The sequence below is a fragment of the Methylocystis sp. JAN1 genome, from assembly GCF_052186135.1.
Classification (GTDB): domain Bacteria; phylum Pseudomonadota; class Alphaproteobacteria; order Rhizobiales; family Beijerinckiaceae; genus Methylocystis.
The window spans coordinates 3,090,906-3,112,443 of the sequence record NZ_CP181499.1 but is presented as its reverse complement, the minus strand read 5'-3'; the positions used below and the strand labels follow the sequence as shown (position 1 = coordinate 3,112,443).

Sequence of the window (21,538 nt, the reverse complement as noted above, 5' to 3'; positions counted from 1 at the left end):
AAAGTCGGTTACCTTTCAATCACTGAAGTTCCCCCCACGTTGGCCTCGAATACCGCCCGCGCGAATCCTGGCGGGGTGACGCTGCGGACGTCTGCCCGGTCGTCGGTTGGCGGCAGGTCACGGATGTAGAGGGGGCGGAAGGCTTCGATCGGTCGCTTCTGCGGGAAGCGGAAGCCGCCGCCGGTCCATAGGCAAGTTCGCTTCAAATAGTCATCACTTGCGCCGCCTTCGTAATTGCCGAATTCGTGGGGATGGAACGAGAAGTCCGGCTTCCGCCAATAGCTGCCGAGGGTGCTGACGGGGTTCTCGATCATCCACGGCGCCCGGCTCCATTCGCAGATGCGCCGGCACGCCTCGACGATCTCGATCGCCTCGGTCAGCCCGCCCATGCCCTTGTCCTTGAACCATCGGGCGCCGCTGACGGCGAGGTTCGTGCGCGGCGGCGCCGCGAAGACGATGGCGTAGTGCCGAGGCGGCGGGAGCCATTCACGGATGTCGGCGTCGATCCACGTGATGCCGTCCCGCGTCGCCTCGCCGGAGTCATGCGCGATGTCGACGCAGATGCACTCGAACCCGGCGTCGGCCCAAGGGCGCACGATGTTGCCCGTACGGTCGCAGAGGCTGAGGACGGCGCCTTTGTTGGCGTTCATGAGCCGGACGACCGCCATCGCCCACGTGGGGACGCTCCCGCTGCCGACCCATCGGGAGACCGTCTCCCTGGTCACGCCGAGCGTCCTAGCCATCGGCGCCTTCCAGCGCGCGCCGAACAGGATGAGGCCGGCGCGGATGAGGGCGTCGGCGTCGGAATCCGTGACGCAATCGCTGGATTTCAGGCTCGAAAAGGCATCCATTCATGACCGCTCCGTGAGATTACGTCACGGTATTTGCACTACCCTGTCCGAGGCTGACGCATAGCTTGTCAAACTTGCTAATCTCGTTACCCAAGAGTGAGGACGTCGACATCTTCGTGACGACTTGGAATGATGTCCGCCCCACCGGGGATGATTCTCTCCCCCGTTCAGTTTCATCGGTTCGCAGGTAGGAATTTTCAGCGATGACCCGTGTCGAATTCGACAGCACGAAGAAGCCCTTGGATGATCTTCTGAAAAAGGCGCGCGACGGCTTGCTTCAACTCCCCGACTTCCAGCGCGGATGGGTATGGGACGACGACGGCTTGAAGGGACTGCTGACGTCCATCTCGCGCTCCTTCCCAGTGGGCGCGATCATGACATTGCAGACCGGCGGCGAGGTTCGTTTCAAGCCCCGTTTGGTCGAAGGGGCACCCGAAGAGAACACCAAGGTCGTTCCCGAGGCGCTTATCTTGGATGGGCAACAACGCATCACGTCGCTCTACCAAACGACGATGCGTAGGGAAGTGGTCGAAACCATCAACTCGAAGAAGCAACGGATCAAGCGCTTCTTCTACATCGACATGGCCAAGGCGTTGGACGACAGCGTCGACCGCGCCGAGGCGATCATCGGCGTCCCGGAGAACAAGAAGGAGACCCGCAACTTCGGCAAGGAGATCGTGCGTGATCTCTCCACGGAGGAGCAGGAGTATGCACAGTGCATGTTCCCGACGAACCGCATCTTCGACGCCGACGCTTGGCAGATGGGGTTCTTCAAGTTCTGGAAGGACGAGTTGGCCGATAAAGCCGATTTCTGGTTCAAGTTCCAAAACGAGGTCTTGGCCGCCTTCCGGCAGTATCAGATGCCTGTCATCCAACTCGGAAACGGGACAAGCCGGGAGGCCGTGTGCCTCGTCTTCGAGAAGGTCAACACGGGCGGGAAGAAGCTGGATGCCTTCGAACTTCTCACGGCGATCTACGCAGGCGAAGAGGAAGGCTTCCTGCTGCGGGAGCGGTGGGCGGAATGCGCCAAGAGGCTGTCGGAGTCGATCGCTCTTCGCGACCATCCGTTGACACGGCTCCAGCCGACCGAGTTCTTCCAAGCTTTGGCTCTCCTTCACACCCTTGACCGCCGGAAGGAGGCCGCGGCGTCGAATCCCGGTGCGGAGCCGCCGCCGGTGACCTGCACGCGCGAAACCGTTCTTGGTATCCCGTTGGCCGCCTACAAGAAGCACTCGTCGCGCTTGGAAGAGGGCTTCAAGAAGGCGGGGCGGTTCCTTTTCAGCCAGCACATCTATTGGTTCAAGGACGTCCCCTATCAGTCTCAAATCGTGCCGCTCGCCGCGATCTTGGCTGAACTGGGAGACAAGTGGGAGTTCGACGCCGTCCGCTCGAAGCTGGCGCAATGGTATTGGTGCGGCGTCTTCGGCGAGCTTTATGGGGGCGCCATCGAGACCAGGTTCGCCAAGGATCTGATCGACATGCTGTCTTGGACTTCGGGTGGCCCGGAACCGACGACGGTCAAGGACGCCGCCTTCCGTGCCGAGCGGCTGGATACGATGACGTCGCGCCTTTCAGCGGCCTACAAGGGCGTGCATGCTTTGCTCATGAAGGAGGGAGCGCGCGACTTCCGGTCGGGACAACCCTTCAATCAAGCCAGTTACTTCGAGGAAGCCGTCGACATACACCACGTCTTCCCCCGTGCGTGGTGCGAGAAATCGAAGATTCCCCCGAAGCATTACGACACGATCGTCAACAAGACGCCGCTCAGCTACAAGACGAACCGCGCGATCGGCGGCGATGCGCCGTCCCGTTATCTGGCCGGCCTTTCGAAGCAAGGTGGAGTCGACGATAAGGCGATAAACGACCACCTTCGATCGCACCTCATCAATCCAGACCTGCTTAGGGGCGACAACTTTGATGGTTTCATCGAAGCGCGTAGGGAAGCGCTGTTAACCCTCATCGAACGAGTGATGGGCAAAGTGGTATATCGAGGCGAACCCACCGACGAACCGGAGGGCGAGATCGTCGTGGACGAGGCGGAAGCGATGGAGCTGGCATGACATCCGTCACACGATGGGAGACGTCATTCCCTTGAAAGACGGGCGGTCTCAGAATGACCGTCCCTCTTTGAAGCGTATGCGGCTTCCGGAGGCACAAATGTTGGACCTTCAGAAATGAAACGCCTCCCGCCGCCGCGATACTATGGAATTTTTCATGCGCGGCGACAGCGTTCTCCATGAAGTCGGCGCTGGAAGCGTCTTTGTATCGGCGCAATCCGAGCATTCGGGATTAGAAACGAGGCTGCGCGTCTTGGTCATGGGGCCACCTGTCGCCGGCGGAACTTGCCATCGTCCTCCTCCAGATCGCCCTTCTTGAGAAGCCCGTCGAGGTTCTTCTCGATCTCGGCTTTCAGATCCGGGCCCGTGCGATCGAACCCCAAGATCCTCGCCGTCTGAACGACGAGGTCGTCCTTCGGGATGGACACGGACGCGTCGACGACGATCGACAGCGCCAAGCAGTATTCGGACGGCGCGATGCTGGCCGCCTTCTTCAACGGCGCGGAGGCGTTGCGGCGGTCGCGAACGGCCTGAGGCTCGCGACCGGACACGATCCAGAACTCGCCGTCGTGGGACACGCTTCCATCCTTCCCTAGGAGGGTAAGTCCCTTGCGGACATGCGCCACTATCTGCGTTCCGGATCGTTTAAGGCCGAACGCCTCGCGGATGCGTCTGGCCACCTCCTCGGTATGGACGGGACCTTCCGCCTCGACGACCGCGAGAGCCAACCGTGCCATCTCGGGCACCGGGACATCGAGGAGTGGCCGATTGATCGGGGCGGAAATCGCCGCCTCCCTGTAAGGCTCGACATTGGATGACCCGCCGGGCATCAGGCCGGCTTCGTTCCCCTCGTCCTCCTCTTCGGCGGCTTCGGTCGGTGAATCGATTTGCGGCGGAAGTTCCTCGATCGGCTCGGGGGCCTCCGGCATCGGCGTTTGGCTCTCCGCCGCGCGCCGTATCGCCTCGAGGAGGCGCTCGGTCTCGCGCTGGGGATTGCGGAACCAGTCGGTGCTCCAGATCCTGTGCAGCCGCCAGCCCAGTCCCTCGAGTACCTCCTGCCTCAAGCGGTCGCGGTCCCTCGCCGAGCGGGAGCCGTGGTAGGTCGCGCCGTCGCACTCGATCCCGAGGATGTAGGCGCCGGGTCTCGCATGGTCGAAGATCCCCATGTCCACCCTGAAGCTCGACACGCCGACCTGCGCGTGCACGCCGTAGCCCGCCTCCTTGATGACCTGCGCCACCGCCTCCTCGAACGGGCTCTCGTATTCCCCGTCGCTGGGCGCCGCGCCCTCCGAAAGGCGCCCGGTCTCGGCGAAGTGGAGGAGCGCGCGCAGCATGCGCGTGCCGCGCGACGGCTGGTCCGCAGGGATGTCGGCGGCGGTGATGGAGGAGAAGACGAGGCACTTCTCGCGCGCCCTGGACGCGAGGACGTTCAGCCGCCGCTCGCCGCCCTCCTTCGAGACCGGGCCGAAGTTCGACGGCGGCCTCACGTTGTCGGCCCCGTAGCCGTAGCCGACGGAGATGAAGATCACGTCGCGCTCGTCGCCTTGGACGGATTCGAGGTTCTTCACGAAGAGACGCTCGCCCTTGGGACAGAACGCCTCGACCTCGCCTCGGATGCCGGCCTTGTCGATCATGTCGTCGATGGCGTCGCGCTGCTTTGTGGAGAAGCAGGCGACGCCCAGCGACTTGTTCCCCGACTGGCGGATGTGGCGCTTGATCGCCTCGGCGATCTCCCCCGCCTGCACAAGGTCGCACGCCGCGCCGCCGCGGTCGTAATGGCCACGCGGAGTCTTCACCAGCGAGAGGCCGAAGTCGCCGGTCCTCTCGAAGGGGCTCGGCGGGAGGAGCAGCTTCTCCGCGTAGCACTCCCTGTTGGACAGCGCGATCAGCGACGGGTGCCGACTCCTGTAGTGCCATGCGAGCGTGCGTTCGCCGAAGCCGCGCGAGCGCGCCAAGGTGAGAATGCTCTCGAACTGGCCCGGCGCCGCGATCGTGGGCGCATCCTCCTCCTCGTCCTCGGGGTCGTCGTCGCCGGCGTTGACCAGCCCGAAGAAGTTCGTGGGAGGAAGCTGCCGGTGGTCGCCGACCACGACGATCCGCTTCGCCCGCGCGATCGCGCCGAGGGCATCCTCAGGCGCGATCTGGCTGGCCTCGTCTATGACTATCAGGTCGAACGTGAGCTTGCCGGGAGGCAGGAACTGCGCGACCGAGAGCGGGCTCATCAGGAAGACTGGCTTCAGGCGCTGAATGGCCTCTCCCGCCTTGTCCATCAGCTTCCTGACGGGGAAGTGCCCCCTCTTCTTGCCTATTTCTGCGCGGATCACCGCCATTTCGCCGGCGTGTCCGTCGGGGCGACGATCTAGGTAGCGCGCGAGCACCTCTTGGCGGGCGATCTGGATGCGCTTGCGGTCCAGATCTTGGAATTCCGAGACCTCTTCGCTCCGCTTGGCGCCGTCGATGTCTTGCAGGGCGGGGTTCTCGCGGGTCGCCCGGCGCCAGAGGGCCTCGGTGATCAGGAGATCCGCGATTGGGCGGACCTTGTCCGCCGGCGTCGCGCCCTTCTCGAGGCTCGCCGCGATGTCCTCCATCCCTTCTTGGCGCAGGGTGGAGAGTCCGCCCCTGATGCCGACCCAGTCGTGGACCCCGTCGAGGTTGAGCAGCCAGCCGTCGAGGCGCTCGATCAGGTCGGGGATGCGGATCGCGCGGATGTCGGACCTGCCGAAGACGACGCCGGTGTCGGCTTGCAGTTCGGGAAGGATCTCGTCGATGGCGGCGCGCGCGTCGGCGGCGAGCGACTCGACGCGGTCGGCGTGCCTGCCGAAAGCGAGGGGATCTTGGCCTTGCGCCCCGAAGGTGACCAAGCGGGCCGAGCCGAGGCGCGGGAGCGCCGCCCGACACCAGTCGACCAGCTTGGATGCGCCGCTCCAGTCGGTGCCCGTCCCCTGCGAGACGGGGCCGAGAATCTCCTTCAGGCGCGCCTGCGCTTTGGAGTACGGTTCGTGGCCGAGGCGATAGTCCCGCAGGGATTCGAGCCTCTCGATCTTGGTCGCGGTGTCCTTCGGCGGCTCCCCCTTCGACAGCCTCTTGAGATCGGAGTTGGCGCGGCGGCACCGCTGCGAGAACCGCCGGAGCAGGGAGCCGTCGTCGGAACGGATGGCCTCAAGAGCCTCCGTCGGGTCGTAGGATAAGGCCTCCTTCGTGAAGTGGCGATCGACTTGGGCGAACCGCCGCAGGAACTCGCGGCATGTCGCGAGGTCGCCCGAGATCGCGTCGAGCTCCTGCGTCCAAGCCGGATGCGTCAGCACGCTTCTGTTCGCCGGGACCGCCGCGACGTGGCGGAGGGATTGGACGAGGCTCGCGGCGGCGTCGAACGTCAGGCTTGCCTGCTCGTCGACGGCGGCGAGAATCTTCCGCGTGCTCTCGTCGAAGGCGCGCAGTCGCTCCACAGCACGCTGCATGCCGCCTTGCAGGCGCGTCTGGTCGAACGGGCTCAGGGGGCCGACCCCGGTCCCGAACCACGCGTTGGCCACCGGCGGCTGGCCGATCTTGGTTATGGCCGTGCTCGCCCTCTCGAGCACGCGGTCCACCTCGGCGATCTTCGAGGCCGACCAGTCAGCGGCGGCGTCCAGCCGTTGGTCGGGCAGGGGGATGCCGGCGCGGCTGATCCTGATTTGCCTTCCGATGAGTTCGTAGGGCGACCGCCCGGATTCGCCGACGGGCCGGTGGAGGGCCTGCGTGTATCCGTTCAGGTTATCCCGCACCGCCGTCAATCGCGCGGACAGGGCCGGGTCCGCGCGATTCATCCCCCTGGCCTTCAGCGACTTCTCGAGGGAATGGAGGACGTCGCGCTTGTTGGCCTTGCGGCTGTGCATCTCGAGGCACAGCGTCTCGAGCCCCACCTTCTTCAGGCGGTCGTGGACCACCTCGAGGGCCGCGACCTTCTCGGCCACGAAGAGCACCCTTTTCCCCGAGTGCACGGCGGCGGCGATGACGTTCGTGATCGTCTGCGACTTGCCGGTGCCCGGCGGGCCTTGGACGACGAGGTTCCGCCCCGCATCCGCCTCCGCGACCACCACCGCCTGGGAGCTGTCCGCATCGACGACATGGATGGCGCGCGCGAGGTCGATCCTTTCGTCGATGGGGTCTTCGTCGCCGACAAGCGGCGTTTCTCCCTCGACCAGCACGTCGGTCCCGAGCAGGGCGCCGATCAGCCCGTTGGCGAGCAGGCCGTTGTTCGGCCAGAGGTCCGGGTCCAAGTCCCGCCACATCAGAAGCTTGGAGAAGGCGAAGAAGGCGAGGCCGACCGCGTCCGTCACGACCTCCCATTTCGGATGGCTCGCGACCGCTTCGGCGACGGCGGCGAGATAGTCCGAGGCCGTCCAATTGTCACCCTCGGGGATGTCGGGCAGGAGGATTCCGAAGTTGACCCGCAGCTTCTCGCGCAGGGAGACGTTCACCACGATGTCGTCATCGCGTCCGACGAGCAGGTAGCCCTCCTTGCCTTGCACCCGCTTCAGCGTGACGGGGATGAGGATCAGCGGCGCATGGGCCGCGATGTCGCTCTGGCCCGCGTCGAACCATTTCAGGAACCCTGCGGCGAGGAAGAGCGTGCTCAGTCCCTGCTCCTCCTCGAGGGTCCGCTCCTCCCGGAAGATCTTCGTCAGTCGCTTATCGAGCTTCTCCGCCGTCAGCGATGTCCTCAGGATCGGGCGACCGTTCTGGGCCGGCGTCGCCGCGGCGCCCGGAGCAGCGCCCGTTGGTGCCGGCAACGCCAAGGGCAGGTCGCTCTGCCGCCCGCCGGAAGAACCGGCCTCGTCTGCGGTGGCGAACGCGTATCCCTTGAAACCTTCGTCGCGATGCAGGCTCTCGAGGAGGTCGTCGGCGGCCTGCCCCTCGACGGCCAGACACCACGGCCTCTTGCCCTTCAGGGGCGCATTGATCAGGCGGTTGCGACGCGACGGATCGACCAAGGTGCTCCGGGATTTTTCGAGCAGCCTTCTGACCGGATTGCCGTGCGCGTCGTCCGGCGCCTCAGCCAGAGGGGCGGCTTCTTGGTCGCAATTGATTTCCATGTGCTGAGACATGCCTTACCGCCGAAAAATCTGGTCCTGATAGAAGAAAACGGGCTGCATCAAATCCGCGCAGACGATTGGAAACCTGTCAACTACATGGGGCTGATATCGGGGGCCATTCGACATCTGAAAAGCCTCCGGATGCCGTCGTCCTTGAAGGTTGTGCATGGACTCTTGACGTGAATCGGAAGTGTGCGAATCTGTTTCTGTTGGAGAAGATAATTCGCCTGAAAACACATATGAGGTTTCTTGCATGCACATTGAGAAGATCGTGATCTCGAATTTCAAGGGGTTGCGCAACGCCGATTTCACGCCGACAGGATTCGCCTGCTTGGTCGGCGAGAACAACGCGGGCAAATCGACCGTGCTTCAGTCGATCGTATATGCGCTTAACCGCCCGACATCCCTCCCGCTTGAACTGTTTTACGACAGAAGCCTTCCAGTGGAATTCAATATCAGTTTCAAAGGGATAACCGCAGCGCACTTGGCGCGACTGGCGGAAGAGCACCGGGCTAAGATCGAGGAGCTGGTCGTTGATGGCCTCCTCGATCTAACGGTCCGCTACAATCCGGGGCAGAAAGTCGATGTCAAGGTTGGACGCCTGAAACCGATTGATCCACGCTACCAAGACGACCAGATCTCGTCTGCTTTGTCGGGCAGGCGCGGCGCCGCGATCCGGCAAGCCGTCATTGAGCAATACCCCGAGTTCGCAGATGATTGCCCCTCGGAAATCAATATGGCGGGCGCCAAGCAATATCTCTCCGAGTGCATGCGACGCTTGCCGCGAGAACAGTTGACGCTTGTCGAGTCGCCTTTGCCGTCGGGCATCACGTCTTCGATCACGACTCTCCTTCCGGAGCCGATTTACATTCCCGCCGTGAAGAATCTGGCTGACGACCTCAAGACGAGCCAGACCACCTCATTCGGACGATTGCTGGGGCTGCTGCTCGAGGACATGACCCCCGACCTCACGGCGATCAACGAGTCGCTCGCGGAATTGAATGGCCTGTTCAATCGCGTGGAAGTGGACGGGGAAGTCGTCGACGGACGACATGCCTGTGTCAAGGATCTAGAGCGATCCGTTGAAGGTTTCTTGCGTGAGAACTTCCCTGCGGTGAAAGTGGATTTGGAAGTGCCGCCGCCCGATCTCAAAACCATCTTGAATACCGCGAAGATATTCATAGACGACGGTTCCAGGGACCTTATCGACAACAAAGGGGATGGCATCAAGCGATCCCTGACATTCGCACTTCTGCGTTGCTGGGTCGCCCGGATGAATTCCGCGCAATCGCATAATGGCGAAGAACAGCCGGCGCGCAGGCCCATGATATTCCTGTTCGAAGAACCGGAGCTATACCTTCATCCGAAGTCGCAGCGGATCCTTTTCAGCACACTGGCAAAGATCGCGGACAACTACCAAGTGGTGGTGACGACCCATTCGCCAATGTTCTTCGAACCCGGCGTTACAGCCTCCTTTGTCCGAGTTGCGAAGAAGCAAACTGAACCGAAACCGATCGGTTGCCTTCATCCGGTGGTTTTCGCTCTCGATCCCGACAACGCTGAGACCTTCAGACTTGCTCGCTTCGAGAATGCCGATGCGGCCTTCTTCAGCCAACGTGTCGTGCTGTTCGAAGGAGAATCGGACGACGCGTTCTTCAAGCATGTCGCGAAGCATCTCGATCCGGCTTGGGATTTCGATGTGAAGAATGTCGCGATGGTGCGTGTTTCCGGGAAAGGCAACTTCGCTAAATTCCGAAAATTCTTCGAGGCGTTCGGTATCGATGTGAAGATCGTGGCTGATCTCGACGCCATGTTCGAGGGCTTTGCTCACTTGGGCGTAGGGGGCGACGTCAATGACGTAAAGGCCACAGCGATTCAGAAGATCGATGAAAGGATAGCTGCTCTGGGGATTAAAGCCGAGCCTGCCGCTAGGCAGATCAAGGACAAAATGAACGGTCAGAGCTTCAAGCAGCGTTACGATGACGCGAAGTCCGCCCTGAGAAGAGTGCAGGAAGGCGCGGCAGTTGACGAAGTTACGGTTACGGCGCTCGATGGTCTATTCACATGGGAAAAGGACATCGCCCGTGTCCGGGCCTGTCACCAAGATGACGAGGCAAGGGGCGCGCTGGTTCCGGTCTTGGACCGGATGAGAGAGCAGGGCGTCTGCGTTCTGTTGCAGGGGGCGATCGAAGACTACTACCCGGATGGAGCGCCGAGATCCGGTCCGAAGCCCAGCCGCGCAATGGTTGCAGCGTCCTTGGTCTTGGATTCAGCAACCGCTAGCGCTTTGAGTCTGCCGTTGGCGCCGGGGAGGCCCTCTGAACTGCATCAGATATGCGACGCGCTGTTCAGGGGCCTTTAAACCTCAGACCAAGATCGAAGAGTGCCGGGCCTCATCGTTTAGGTTACCACCAACACTTCCCCTGAGATCGGCAGATGCAACGCCAGCACGATCGGCTTCGGCACCGGCAGGGCCGCCGCGATCGCGTTTCGATAGAGGCGAAGCTGCCCGGCGTGCTTCCTTGCCTGATCGTGGAACTCGCTGGAGCGCCCCGGGAAGCTCTTATGGTCGAAGACCACGACGAAGTCCTTCGTCTCGGCTACCGCATCGATACGCCCCGACATGGTGCGGTCGCCCATCCGGCAGACGATCGGCGCCTCGCGCCTCAGGGCCGCCCCCGGCCATCGCTGGTCGATGAAACCACGGAACCGCGTCCCCATGGTCACGACGTCCTTCGGGTCGAGCGCGGACACGCCCCATGCATCGAGCAGCCGCCGGGCAAGCGCGTGCCGCCGCACATCGTCCCAAGACGGGTCGTCCGCCGCCAAGAAGCGGTGGATCGCCTCGCCGACATTCTTCATGTCGGGCGTCCCTGCGAACGGCAGACGATGGCCAAGATCGAGCCGATCGGTGATCTTGGCGTCGTAGATCGCGTCTCCCTCGCTCGGCTTCACGGCGAGCGGCGGGAACTCCTTCCGCTCCGCGTCCGGCGTCACGTAGGCGATCGAGGCGACCGAGGGAAGCACGGTGCCGGCAGGCATGGGCTCCGAGACGCGGGCCGCGTGGGAGACGCCATTGACGAGGAGCGTCGTGTCGCCCGCAGCGGGGACGGCGATGGCTGGCTCCCCTGAGGCCGAGCGCAGCTCGTCGACCCAGACCCAGCCCTTCTTCGTCTTCGGACGGACGAGAACGAGGTAGTCCCGCGCGCGCGTTGCGCCGACGTAAAGCAGCCGCGCGCGCTCGGCTCTGTCGGCGCGTACCGCCTCCCGGCCCGCCTCGGAGTTGGCGGCGGCGCCGTCGAAGTGGACGTCGTCCTTCTGCGAGCCGAGCGGCCAAGGCCAAAAGCGGATCCACCTTTCGGCCAGCGGATCCATCCAGTTGATTTCCGTAGACGCGACGTCGCTGGCGACGTGGACGCCGAAAGCGTCGCCTTTCGGCTCGTCTTCGAGATCGGTCAGGACCACAAACGGCCACTCGAGACCCTTGGACTTATGATAGGTCAGCACCGTCACAGCGTCCGCGGCGCGGCTTGCCGGCCTGCTCGCCTCCTGCGCCCCGAGCCACGCGCACAGGTCGGTCGCGGTGGTCGGCGCGCGCTCGCGGTCGCGCTCGTCCTGATAGGCCGCGACGAGCTTTCGAAGCTCTTCGAGGTTCAGCAGACGGTCCTCCAAGGAACCCCAGCGGGCGATCGCGTTCGCGACGCCACCTTGGATCAGCACCGCGTCGAGGAACTCGAGAGGCGTCTTGTGAACGGCGCCTTCGGCCACGGCCCTCAGGCCGGGCGCGATCGGGACGAGGGCTTCGATCGCCTCGGCTCTGTCGTCGTCCAGCCCGGCGGCGAACCAGGCCGGCTGCTCCTCGCCGTCGCTGAGGAGGTGGGCGAGTTCGGCGAGCGCGGCGGTATCGCGCCGGTCGGCGCACCAACGCAGCGCCGCCAACGCGAGCCGGCCTTCGAGCATGCCGAAGAGTCCCGCGCGCTCGATGGCAACCTTCAAGCCGGCCTTCGCTAGGGTGACGGCGATTCTCGCGCACGCCTTGTTGCCGCGACAGAGGACGGCAATGTCCCCAGCGGCGAGCGGTCTGGCCTTCCCGTCGTCGGCGACGAGCCAGTCGTTCGCGTTGGCGAGGGCGCCGACAATCCCCGCAACGGTTCCGTCGGTCCTCGGCTGGAGTCCGCGTCCGGCCTCGACGTGCCAGACAGCGAGGGGCGTTCCTTGCCCGGGGAGGTCGTTGCGATCGGTCTCCTCGATGCGCGTCTGCTTCTCCGACATGCCCGCCGCTTGGAAGGTCGGCGCGAAGGCGTCGTTGAAGAAGGCGACCAGTCCCGGCCTGCTGCGCCAATTCTTCTCGAGCGTGTTCTCCACGCCCTTCGTGGCCTGCATGATTTTCGGCGCGACGTGCGTGATGAGATCCGGGTCCGTGCCGCGGAAGCCGTAGATCGCCTGCTTGGGGTCGCCCACCCAGACGCTCGATTTCGCGATGCGCGACATGGCGACAAAGACGGCCAGTTGGAGCGGACTGGTGTCCTGGAACTCGTCGATGAACACCGACTCGACGCGCTCGCTCAACTGCTCCCTCAGCTCGTCCTTGCCGAGGAGCTCGAGGGCCAGCCGGTCCTGATCTGCGAAGTCGACGAAGCCCCATGCCCGCTTGTGGGCCTCATAGGCCCGCATCGCTTCGGCGGCGCAGGAGAAGACGCCGAAAGTGTATCGACAAACTTGGTCGAGCAGACGTGGATGACGGGCGAAGGCCGACGCCGCCGTCTTGACCGGCTCGAAGCGGGCCTTGTCGGGCACGGCGACATCGAGCTTGGAAAGCCTCGCCCAGCGTTGCCACGGGGTGTCTGCGAGGTCCTTCGAGGCAAGGTCGCGGACATCCTCGAGGACACCCTCGGTCTTCTGCTTCAGGCCGGTGGCCGTCGCGTAGGCCGCGAGCACCGTCGCCATGGCCCCCTCGAACGCGGCGTCGAGATCGGCCTCCGTCTCGCCCTCGGGCCACGATCGCATCAATCCTTGGAAGCCCGCAAAGGAGCGTTCGGCGCAGACGGCCAGTTCGTCGGGTCCGACATTGTTGGCGCGCGCAAGCTCGACGACATCCTTGACGTCCTTCCGCCAGTCGGACGAGTTGTAGGCGTCCTCGTATCCGAACAGGCGCGCGAGGTGTCCAAGCTCGTCGGCGTAGGCCCCGATCGCCTTGTCGGCGGCTTCGAGGAACGCCTTCTTGGCGACGTTCTCGTCGACGACATCGACGATCGGCGACAGGCCGAGGCCGAAGGCGAACTCTTTGACGAGTCCGCCGCAAACGCCGTTGATCGTACCGATCCTCGCGCCGAGCAGGCGGATCGCGTTCACGGCGTCGCCGTCGGCTATGAGCCGGCTGCGGGCGCGCTCCAGCAGCTCCTCCGCCGCCTTCACGGTGAAGGTGCTCGCGAGGATGCGCTCGGGCGCCTGCCCGTTCGCGATGGCCTTCTGGATGCGTTCCGTCAGGTGATAGGTCTTGCCCGTGCCGGCGGACGCGGTGACGAGGCCGACGGAGCCTTGTTGGTCGATGCTCATTCGTGCGCTCCGCAGATGCCGTAATAGTCGCAGCGTCCGCACCTCGGCGGCGTCAGCAGGTAGGGATCCGAGAAATCAGCCGGCTTCACGCCGTCGTGCTCGATGGCGGCCCGGATGTCGCCCGAGCGGATGTCCTGCATGGCGGCGCCGAAGGAGACGAGAACCTTCTCCCACGTCTCCTGCGGGGTCGGGCCGTCGACCAAGGTCGCGGCTCCGCCGCCGAGAGGCGCCGTGGTCAGGAAACGCTTCTGCCGCAGCATGAAGTAGCCGGCGGCCACGTCCGCCTTGTCGACGCCGGCTCTTCCGTCCGGGACGTGGCGGGCGTAGACGCCGAGCTGCAACGCCGTGCCGTTCTCCAGCTCTCGCCGCATGTACGAGTCGGTGAAGTACCATTTGAGGTCGATGACGACGGGCCGTCCGGCTTCCGTGGCGGCATGGAGGTCGATCCAACCTGCCACGCCGACGCCGGGAGCGAGGGTATCCTTCTCCTCGATGCGGGCCTCGACTCCGACGACGGTGAGTTTTTCCGCTTGCAGGAAGCGGGCGAGTTCGGCCAGCGCGGACGGCAGTGAACGCCGCGCCGCCGCGAGTTCCCCGGCGGCGCCCGGCAGAAGCAATGTGGCGGCGATCTGCGGAAGAAGCTCCTCGAAGCGTTCTTCGGCGAAAGTCTTGACGGCCTCCGGCGACGGGGGCGGGCCCGGGCGGAGAATTTCCTCGGCGATATGATGGGCCACGATGCCCACCAGCTTATCGGCGTCCGGAACCGACTGCCTCACGCCAGGGCGCAGACGACAGGCGTGCGCCAGCGTCCAGCGCAGAGGGCAGGAAAGCAGCGTCGAGAGCGACGACGCGGACTCGAACTCGCGCGGCGCGACCGCCTCGGGCGGAGCCTTCCAGACTTGACGCCGGTCTGGCGGCGCGACCGCTTCCACCGGCGAGCGCGTGAGCGTGCGGTTTGCGAAGGCAGGAGCAGGATCGCTCAGGACAGTCTCGGCGCGGACCGAGATCTCGTCCTCCAGATCGCGGCGGCGCGCCGCGAGAGAATGCCAGAGCGGGTGCGCTGACGTCTCGGCGCCGGCGGCGAACGTCGGACGCACGAACAGCACCTTCTCCCGGGCATGGCGCAAGGGACGCTCCCAAGCGGCGGCGAGGAGTTCGAGTTCGCGTTCCGGTTCGTCCAAGGGGCAGCCGGCCTCCGCCAAGGCGACCCTTTCCAGCTTGTTCCATCTGGCCGCCGCGCTCGTCTCCTCCGGGTCGGCGAAATGCCACCACACGACCGTCTTCGCCTCGCCCCAGATGGCTCCCGGATGGGAAACCGCACGCCATGGAGCCGCCTCGGCGACCGCGAGTGGATCCGAAGAGCCATCGCCCAACGCCTGCTCGATCATGCGCTCGATCAAGACGCGGTCGAGTCTCTCGTCCCCGAGCGTGTCGATGGCCTCGGACAGGTCGGCGGCGACGCCGGCGAGCAGGTGAAAGAGATGGTCGCCATCCTCCGCGTTGGCGCGCAGGTTCGCCCATGCGCCGACGCGATCCGCGATCGCCTTCGCCTCGATCCGGGGCATCCCCTGCTTCGGATCATGCCTCTGGGGCTCTACGAAGGCGCGCCATTCCGCGATGCGCTTGGCGTCCTTCTTGGCGTCGGCGCCTTCCTCCTTGGCGAGCGACTCTTCGATTCCGGTCCATGCGGCTAGCCATTCCTCGCCGCCGACGCCGGGCTGCGCCGCGACGACGCCGGCGAGCCGATTGGCGTGGCGCCGCGGGATCGGCCCCATCGGCAGGAGCAGGAAGTCGAGAAGCCTGCTCGGATCCGGCGGATTCCACGCGAGCGCGAAGGCGAGCGGCAATACCTGCAACAACGCCCGGTGCGGGGATTGTGAGGACTTGCCCAGACGCGGAAGTCCGGCCCTCGCCAGCGCGTGGTCAAGGAGCGACGTGTCCTTGCCGAGAACGAAGACGAGATTCTCGTTGTCGGCGGCGTTAGCGGCGAGCCAAGTGGACAACGCATCAGCGGCGACGATTTCCGTTCCTGCCGTGAGCAGCGTGAGACGACCGTCGTCCAACGGGGCGGCCTCCGGCTGACGAGCCTGCTCGATGCGGACCCCGCACCGCTCCAACGCGTCGAGCAGCGCGCGCCACCCGATCGGCAACAGTGCCCGTTCATCGATGAGCATGATGGACGACAGTCGAAGGGAGGGATTCTCGCCAAGCGCGTCGATGGCGGCCCGAAGCCGGTCGGCCCGCCCTGGAGGCAGATCCGGACCGGCTTCCTCTGCGGCGGACAGGTCCGCAAGCCGGGTGCGCGTCACGCCGATCCCCGGCCTCCAACCGGCCTCGACCAGTTCGTCTCGCCACGAAAGCAATTCGCGTGTCGCCGACCAAGGATCGACCCCGAAGGATTTCGACCAGAACCTGCCGGCGCCGGCTTCAATGAGCTTGCGTTGAAAGATCGCGATGCGCTTCACGGCGGCGATCTGAGGACGCCCCAAGCCAAGCATCGTCTCGACATGGTCGAGCAGGCGCAATGGGCCTACGACCTCTCGGTCGAAGACAGCAGTCCCTTCACCGGGATGCTCCGGCCATGCGCTAGAGTCGGCGAACCAAGAAAAGACGAGGTGCATGCAATGATCCTTGGAGATGATCAGCACTGGAAACTTTCCGCGCGTAGAATTCCGAAACAGGACTTAGATCGTAACGATCTCAGTGGTTCCATATAGTCTGCTTGAGCACACGATTCTTGCGCGTATCGCGGCTTCTCCCGTACGTCGTGGGCGCAACGACATTCCACAGTCCGGAATATCGCAGAACGGCCTCGGTTGCAGGTAGAGCGTGTTCATCATGGACGCTTCCACCCTTTCGTAAATTCTGGGAATTCGCTCTTCAAACGCGCGGACGTCACAAACGAACACCCGATAGGCTCCGAGTTGCCGCTTGATCGCCTTGGTCAATTCCTCTTCCCTGCGGAGAAATTCCGCCATCCTCTCGGGCGAGGTTTTTGGGGCCTCGGTCCATCCGTGCCAGATCTGCGTCCTCACGCCGTTCCGAAGATCGTCGATGTCCAAGACATTCCATTCACCCTTCAAGTGCGCCCGGGTGTGCTGTTTGAATCTATGGGGAACCGTCTTCTCGGTCAGACCGGCGACGTACAACAAGAAGCCGTCATGGTAGTCCACGGTCATCAGATAGACGCCCGGAATCGAAGGGATTGCTGGCAGACCGTTCTCTGCTTCGAACCCCGGCCAACCGAACGGACCTTGCCACACTAGATCTATATCGGCATCGAAATCGCTGGGTGCCGAAACAGGCTGTGCATTTTCGTGGAATGTCGTGGATTCGTCTTCAAGCATAATTTGAAGCTCGCACGGATCCATCTCATGTCAAGACATGCGACCATCCATGCGCTCAGCGCATGTGAGGAAGCGCTTAAAAGTGAAACGCCACCCCAGCCGCCGCCATCGTGTGGAATCGTTCGTAGACGGCGACGGCGGTCTCCTTGAAGGAGGCGTCGTCGGGCACCGATAGGAATGCCTTCGTCTCGGGCGGGATCGGGCGCCAGCCAAGGGCGTCGAACCAGCGGAACTCGTCCGCGCAGGTGCCGACGGGCAGGGCGATGGCGGTCGGGAAGGCGCGGTCCTCGCCCCGGCGGGCGGCCTCCAGTAGGGTGAAGACGAGTTCGACGTTGGCCTCGATCTCCGCCTCGATCTCGGAAGGCTTGCCGCCGAGGGCGCGCGCGAGGCCCCCGAGGAGGTCGCGGCCTGAATTCGCCCCCGAGGAGATCATGCAGTCGTTCCCGGCGCCCGGTCGAGGGTGGCCGGAGATCACACCGTCGAACCTGCCGCCCAGCTCCCACCAGTCCCATCGCCCCGAAGGGTTCAACCACTCCCCATAGCCTCCGGCCTCGGGATCGCGCGCCTTCCACTTGGTGAAGCGTGCCGCGAATGCGTCGAGGTCAGGCTCGACGTCGGCGAGGCAACCCGACCATGACGTCAGCCCTGCTTCGTCAAGGAAGGCGCGGATGCCGGCGGAGTCCAGGTCGTAGGTCAGGGCCGGTTCGTGCCCGCTGATGACCACGCCGCCGCCCTCCACCCGGAACTCAAAGCGAGCGTCGTGGAGGCGTCGGAGGGCGTCGGTCACGTCGTCGAAGGCGAGCTTCTCGCGCGGGAATTCATCGGGACCGCCGCGCCGGAACGGCGCCAACGCCTCGTCGAGGACGCCCTGCAAGGAGGCGAACTCGGTCGGGATGATGACGTAGGCCAGTCCGTACATGGTTGAGCCCTATCCCTTGGCCGATGGGCGCAAAACCACCGGCTCTTGCGTCCACATAGGGGGCTCACCGAGCAGTAGTCGGGCGCGGATCAACTCCGTTTCGCCGCTATCAACTCACCTAGCTTCGCCCTAGCTTGGTCGATATCGCCGGATATGGCGCAGACGCTGACCCCGTCGCGCAATATCTCATATCCTGACTCGGTGACGGCTATCTCCCAGACGGTCGTCGTGGTCCGTGTCAAATGCCCCTCCGCAAAAGCGCGCAGCCATGGAATCAGAATTCATACGGGGGCAGGATCGCGAGGCCGGGCGTTGCGCGCAAGGGCGCCGCAGCTTTCTTCCCTGTCTCATCGAATTCCAAGTAGGCTCGCTCGCATGCTGGCCCGACTTTTCCTCCAGACATCCGTCTGGCTTGCCGTGATGGCCGTCGCCCTTTTCGCGCCCGCCGGCACGGTCGCGTGGCCGGAAGCTTGGATCTTCTTGGCCATCATTGCAGGGGTCGGCGCGGCCGCGGGGCTGTGGTTCGCCCGCCACGATCCTGGTCTCTTGAGGGAGCGGCTGTCCTCGCCCTTCCAAGTCGGCCAGCCGGCATGGGACAAGGTCTTCCTGTCGCTGTTCTTCGCGCTCTATTTGGCGTCTTGCGTCGTCATGGGGCTCGATGCCGCCCGTTGGCGAACGACCGTCATGCCGGTGTGGGCCGAGGCCGTAGGCGCCGGCTGCATCTTTGCGTCCTACGCGATCATCTGGCGCGTCTTGGCCGAGAACTCCTTCGCCGCGCCGGTCGTCAGGATCCAAGACGAACGCGGGCAGAGGATCGTGACGACCGGCCCCTACGCCGTTGTGCGGCATCCTATGTACGGCGGCGCGATCCTCTTCCTGCTCGGGACGCCGCTCCTGCTTGGCTCGTCCTACGGGCTCGTCTTCGTGCCCCTGCTGGTGGTTGTGCTTGCCATCCGCTCGGTCTTCGAGGAGCGCATGTTGGGGGAGCGGTTCCCCGACTACGCTGCCTATGCCGAAAAGGTTCGATACCGGTTCGTGCCGTTCGTGTGGTAGGGGCTACCAAGTCGAGGCTTTCCGCCAACCGGCGGCGACGGCCTGCTCCTCGGTACAGAACCAGCGCTTGTCCCTGCCTTTGTCCATCCGCACGCGCTCGTATGTACGATCCCCCGGCACGTGATAGATGCGCTCGCCGTTGCGGCTGACGTTGCCCTTGATGAGGCAGCCTGCGGACGCCACGGCCTTCGTCTTCGGCGCGGGCGCGCGCTCAGGGTTCGCGAACTGATTGCCGGGCGCCGGCAGCGGATTGGCGCCCGCCCACAATTGCTCGAAGCGGGCCTCGAAGGCGCGGGCGGTGGGCGGCTCCCGCAGGATGATGAGGTCATTGTCCTGCTGCTTCAGCCCCGACGCCGACAGGTTGGCCGAGCCGGATCGCAGCACGCGCCCATCGACCGAATAGGACTTCAGATGCATATAGGGCCCGGGCGCCGACGTGCGGATGACGCCCTCGATCTCGCGCAACCGATCGAACGCGTGCTGCTGGCTCGGGTCCAGCACGACGCGAACGGCGACGCCGCGCCTATGGGCGTCGATCAGCGCGTCGATGACCGGCCAGTCGGTCAGCGTGTAGGCCGCCATGTCGATTTTCGTGTGGGCCGAACGCAGCAGGTCGACGTCCACGCGCTCGAGGTTCTCGGCGGGCGCGTAATGGATCTCGACATCCGCAGCTCGGGCCGGCGCCGCGCAGACGGCAAGGGACCCGTGCAAAGCCAACGCCAAGGCGACGCAGCCGCAAATCCGTTTCCCTGTCACCAATCCCACCCCCCAGCCTTCCCGAGGTCGGCCCTCTCATATAAGAACGAATACAGAACAACAGAGGCGTTGTCGATGCCCCGCAGATCAAACCGCCGGTCGGATCGCTTCGTGGATCGCGAGCGCCTCCTGGTGGCGATGGGCGCGTGCCGGGAGTCGATCACACGCGAACAGGCGCGCATGGAGGTCTGCGGCCCCTTGTACTACTCTTCATCCACCGTCGTGGCCGCCATCGACGGCCTCGCGCTGATGCTCACCGGGAGGCGGGACTACTTCCATTTGACGGGCCACGGGGTGCATGAGGAAGCGAGAAATGCAGTCGCATGGAGGAAACCGATGCCCGCCGCCGGCAACCTGTTCATGAACGTGTCCGAGCGCTTGGCCGAGGAGGAGATCACGACCTTGGCCGAGTTCCCGGGCGCACGGATCGAGCGCATCGTCTCCACCGGGCAGGCGAGCCCACCGGGCTTCTGGTACGACCAAGAACAAGCGGAATGGGTCGTGCTCCTGAGCGGCTCGGCGGGCTTGTTGTTCGAGGGCGAGGCCGCGCCGCGCATCCTGCACCCGGGCGACTACGTCGAGATACCCGCCCATGCCCGGCATCGCGTCGAATGGACGGGCGCCGAGGGACCGACCGTGTGGCTCGCAGTGCACGACAAGGACATAAAAGCGCAGTGACACAACGCGCATCGCCGGCGCCGCCGGTGCTGCCATCATGATGGCCATCGCGCAATTCGTCCTGACGAACAAAAAAGCGTGTTAAGAGAGAGACGGCGCGGCGCTGCCGTCCAAATTCAATGTTGGCCCATCGGGATCAGAATTTCGACCTGTAATCCTTCGGGGTCGAACCGCAACTGGGCCTTCCCTCCGCAGTTTTTCGCGCTGTTTTCGATCATGGTCATGCCGAACCCGCGATGATCGGGCGGCGACACAAGGGGGCCTCTCTCTTCCCGCCAATCCATCTGAAGGCTCGCGTCCTTATCTTCGCCAATGGCGCGCCATCCCAGATGCACGCGCCCGTCCGGGCGCGACAACGCTCCATGTTTGAGCGCGTTCGTCGTCAGCTCGTGGAGAATCATGCGTATAGGCCGAACGTGGGCCTCGGCAAGCCGGATGGAAGGGCCGGGTTCGACGAGGATCTGGCGGGAATGGGCGGCATGCAGCGCGTCGTCGACGACGGCGGACAGTCTAACCTCGACCTCGCCGGACTGCGCGACAAGGTCTTTCGCGCTCAGAAACGCGTCCAGCCGGCCTAGGAAAGCGTCGCGGTATTCTTTTGCCGTTTTCCCTTCAACGTCCGCTTGGAAGGCGAGCGCGTGCACGACGGCCAGCACGTTCTTTACCCGATGGCGGGACTCGGCGAGCAGCAGATCGGTCTCGGCGGCGCTCTTTTGCGCATCCGTCACGTCCGCGAACGCCACGACCAAGGTTGCACTGCTCTTGTCTTCTTGGACCATGCGACGCGCGCTTACCAGCATGGTCCGACGACCGATGGAGGGGAAATCGTGGCTGACCTCGAATCCGACGACGGCCTGAGCCTTCGGTATCACTTCGCCGAGCAACCTTCTTAATTCGGGGATGTCCCACTGGCCGTTGCCTAGAGCAAACAGCGACACGCCGACGGTATCGCCGGCGTCGACATGAAACGCTCGAAAGAAGGCCGGGTTGGCCCTGAGCACACAAAGGTTCAGATCAAGAAGAAGCACGGGCTCGTCCATGGTATCGACGATCCCTTGGGCCTCGATGTGAGCGACGCTCAGCACCTGATAAAGGCTAACCAAGTCCACTTGTATAGGCTCCGCTTCACGATAGGCTACCGTAAGCTACCGTGGTTGCGTTTTCTATACATGGGCGCGGAAGCCATTCGGTAAATCCGGACGCTTCCGCCGCATCTAGTCAGCTCCCGGCCTCGCCTCGCAATGCGCCT

General features: G+C 64.2%; 12 protein-coding genes. 4 read left to right on the top strand and 8 right to left on the bottom strand.

Annotated features, from left to right (window positions below; translation table 11 throughout):
- Nucleotides 1-8: 8 nt before the first annotated feature.
- The gene (locus ACNHKD_RS14890) at nucleotides 9-851 is read right to left on the bottom strand and encodes a hypothetical protein (RefSeq protein WP_442754263.1); all 843 of its coding nucleotides are present in this window, start codon (nucleotides 849-851) and stop codon (nucleotides 9-11) included.
- A 203-nt stretch (nucleotides 852-1,054) separates the two neighbouring features.
- Here ACNHKD_RS14890 and ACNHKD_RS14885 point away from each other — a divergent pair, with 203 nt between their 5' ends.
- Nucleotides 1,055-2,911 (top strand): GmrSD restriction endonuclease domain-containing protein, encoded by a 1,857-nt coding sequence (locus tag ACNHKD_RS14885; RefSeq protein ID WP_442754262.1) that lies wholly within the window; start codon nucleotides 1,055-1,057, stop codon nucleotides 2,909-2,911.
- Nucleotides 2,912-3,165: 254 nt separating this feature from the next.
- Here ACNHKD_RS14885 and ACNHKD_RS14880 read toward each other — a convergent pair whose 3' ends face one another.
- Nucleotides 3,166-7,992, bottom strand: coding sequence for a DUF3320 domain-containing protein (locus tag ACNHKD_RS14880; RefSeq protein WP_442754260.1), 4,827 nt, complete (start codon nucleotides 7,990-7,992; stop codon nucleotides 3,166-3,168).
- A gap of 241 nt (nucleotides 7,993-8,233) precedes the next feature.
- Between ACNHKD_RS14880 and ACNHKD_RS14875 the strand changes: the two genes are divergently transcribed.
- On the top strand, nucleotides 8,234-10,342 hold the full coding sequence (locus tag ACNHKD_RS14875) for an ATP-dependent nuclease (protein WP_442754259.1): 2,109 nt from the start codon (nucleotides 8,234-8,236) through the stop codon (nucleotides 10,340-10,342).
- Nucleotides 10,343-10,380: 38 nt separating this feature from the next.
- Here ACNHKD_RS14875 and ACNHKD_RS14870 read toward each other — a convergent pair whose 3' ends face one another.
- From ACNHKD_RS14870 to ACNHKD_RS14855, 4 genes are all read right to left on the bottom strand, one after another.
- Nucleotides 10,381-13,578 carry a UvrD-helicase domain-containing protein gene (locus ACNHKD_RS14870; RefSeq protein WP_442754258.1) on the bottom strand — a complete coding sequence of 1,066 codons (3,198 nt, stop codon included), beginning with the start codon at nucleotides 13,576-13,578 and terminating at the stop codon, nucleotides 10,381-10,383.
- On the bottom strand, nucleotides 13,533-16,184 hold the full coding sequence (locus ACNHKD_RS14865) for a PD-(D/E)XK nuclease family protein (protein ID WP_442754257.1): 2,652 nt from the start codon (nucleotides 16,182-16,184) through the stop codon (nucleotides 13,533-13,535). The genes ACNHKD_RS14870 and ACNHKD_RS14865 overlap by 46 nt, the downstream gene beginning before the upstream one ends.
- A gap of 36 nt (nucleotides 16,185-16,220) precedes the next feature.
- Nucleotides 16,221-16,883 carry a hypothetical protein gene (locus ACNHKD_RS14860; protein WP_442754256.1) on the bottom strand — a complete coding sequence of 221 codons (663 nt, stop codon included), beginning with the start codon at nucleotides 16,881-16,883 and terminating at the stop codon, nucleotides 16,221-16,223.
- Nucleotides 16,884-16,959: 76 nt separating this feature from the next.
- Nucleotides 16,960-17,802: a hypothetical protein gene (locus tag ACNHKD_RS14855; RefSeq protein ID WP_442754255.1), complete on the bottom strand. Its 843-nt coding sequence runs from the start codon at nucleotides 17,800-17,802 to the stop codon at nucleotides 16,960-16,962.
- Nucleotides 17,803-18,177: 375 nt separating this feature from the next.
- Between ACNHKD_RS14855 and ACNHKD_RS14850 the strand changes: the two genes are divergently transcribed.
- Entirely contained in the window at nucleotides 18,178-18,855 is a 678-nt protein-coding gene (locus tag ACNHKD_RS14850; protein WP_442754254.1) for a methyltransferase family protein, read from the top strand.
- Nucleotides 18,856-18,858: 3 nt separating this feature from the next.
- Here ACNHKD_RS14850 and ACNHKD_RS14845 read toward each other — a convergent pair whose 3' ends face one another.
- Nucleotides 18,859-19,566, bottom strand: a complete 708-nt coding sequence (locus ACNHKD_RS14845; RefSeq protein ID WP_442754253.1) for a phospholipase D-like domain-containing protein — start codon at nucleotides 19,564-19,566, stop codon at nucleotides 18,859-18,861.
- A 156-nt stretch (nucleotides 19,567-19,722) separates the two neighbouring features.
- Here ACNHKD_RS14845 and ACNHKD_RS14840 point away from each other — a divergent pair, with 156 nt between their 5' ends.
- On the top strand, nucleotides 19,723-20,289 hold the full coding sequence (locus ACNHKD_RS14840) for a cupin domain-containing protein (protein ID WP_442754252.1): 567 nt from the start codon (nucleotides 19,723-19,725) through the stop codon (nucleotides 20,287-20,289).
- Between the two features lie 116 nt (nucleotides 20,290-20,405).
- Here ACNHKD_RS14840 and ACNHKD_RS14835 read toward each other — a convergent pair whose 3' ends face one another.
- The gene (locus tag ACNHKD_RS14835; RefSeq protein WP_442754251.1) at nucleotides 20,406-21,398 is read right to left on the bottom strand and encodes an HWE histidine kinase domain-containing protein; all 993 of its coding nucleotides are present in this window, start codon (nucleotides 21,396-21,398) and stop codon (nucleotides 20,406-20,408) included.
- Nucleotides 21,399-21,538 lie beyond the last annotated feature (140 nt).

Bases quoted from the DNA above. Each gene is read 5' to 3' on its own strand.
- ACNHKD_RS14890 (WP_442754263.1), bottom strand. From the start codon at position 851: ATGGATGCCTTTTCGAGCCTGAAATCCAGCGATTGCGTCACGGATTCC.
- ACNHKD_RS14885 (WP_442754262.1), top strand. From the start codon at position 1,055: ATGACCCGTGTCGAATTCGACAGCACGAAGAAGCCCTTGGATGATCTT.
- ACNHKD_RS14880 (WP_442754260.1), bottom strand. From the start codon at position 7,992: ATGTCTCAGCACATGGAAATCAATTGCGACCAAGAAGCCGCCCCTCTG.
- ACNHKD_RS14875 (WP_442754259.1), top strand. From the start codon at position 8,234: ATGCACATTGAGAAGATCGTGATCTCGAATTTCAAGGGGTTGCGCAAC.
- ACNHKD_RS14860 (WP_442754256.1), bottom strand. From the start codon at position 16,883: ATGCTTGAAGACGAATCCACGACATTCCACGAAAATGCACAGCCTGTT.
- ACNHKD_RS14855 (WP_442754255.1), bottom strand. From the start codon at position 17,802: ATGTACGGACTGGCCTACGTCATCATCCCGACCGAGTTCGCCTCCTTG.
- ACNHKD_RS14850 (WP_442754254.1), top strand. From the start codon at position 18,178: ATGCTGGCCCGACTTTTCCTCCAGACATCCGTCTGGCTTGCCGTGATG.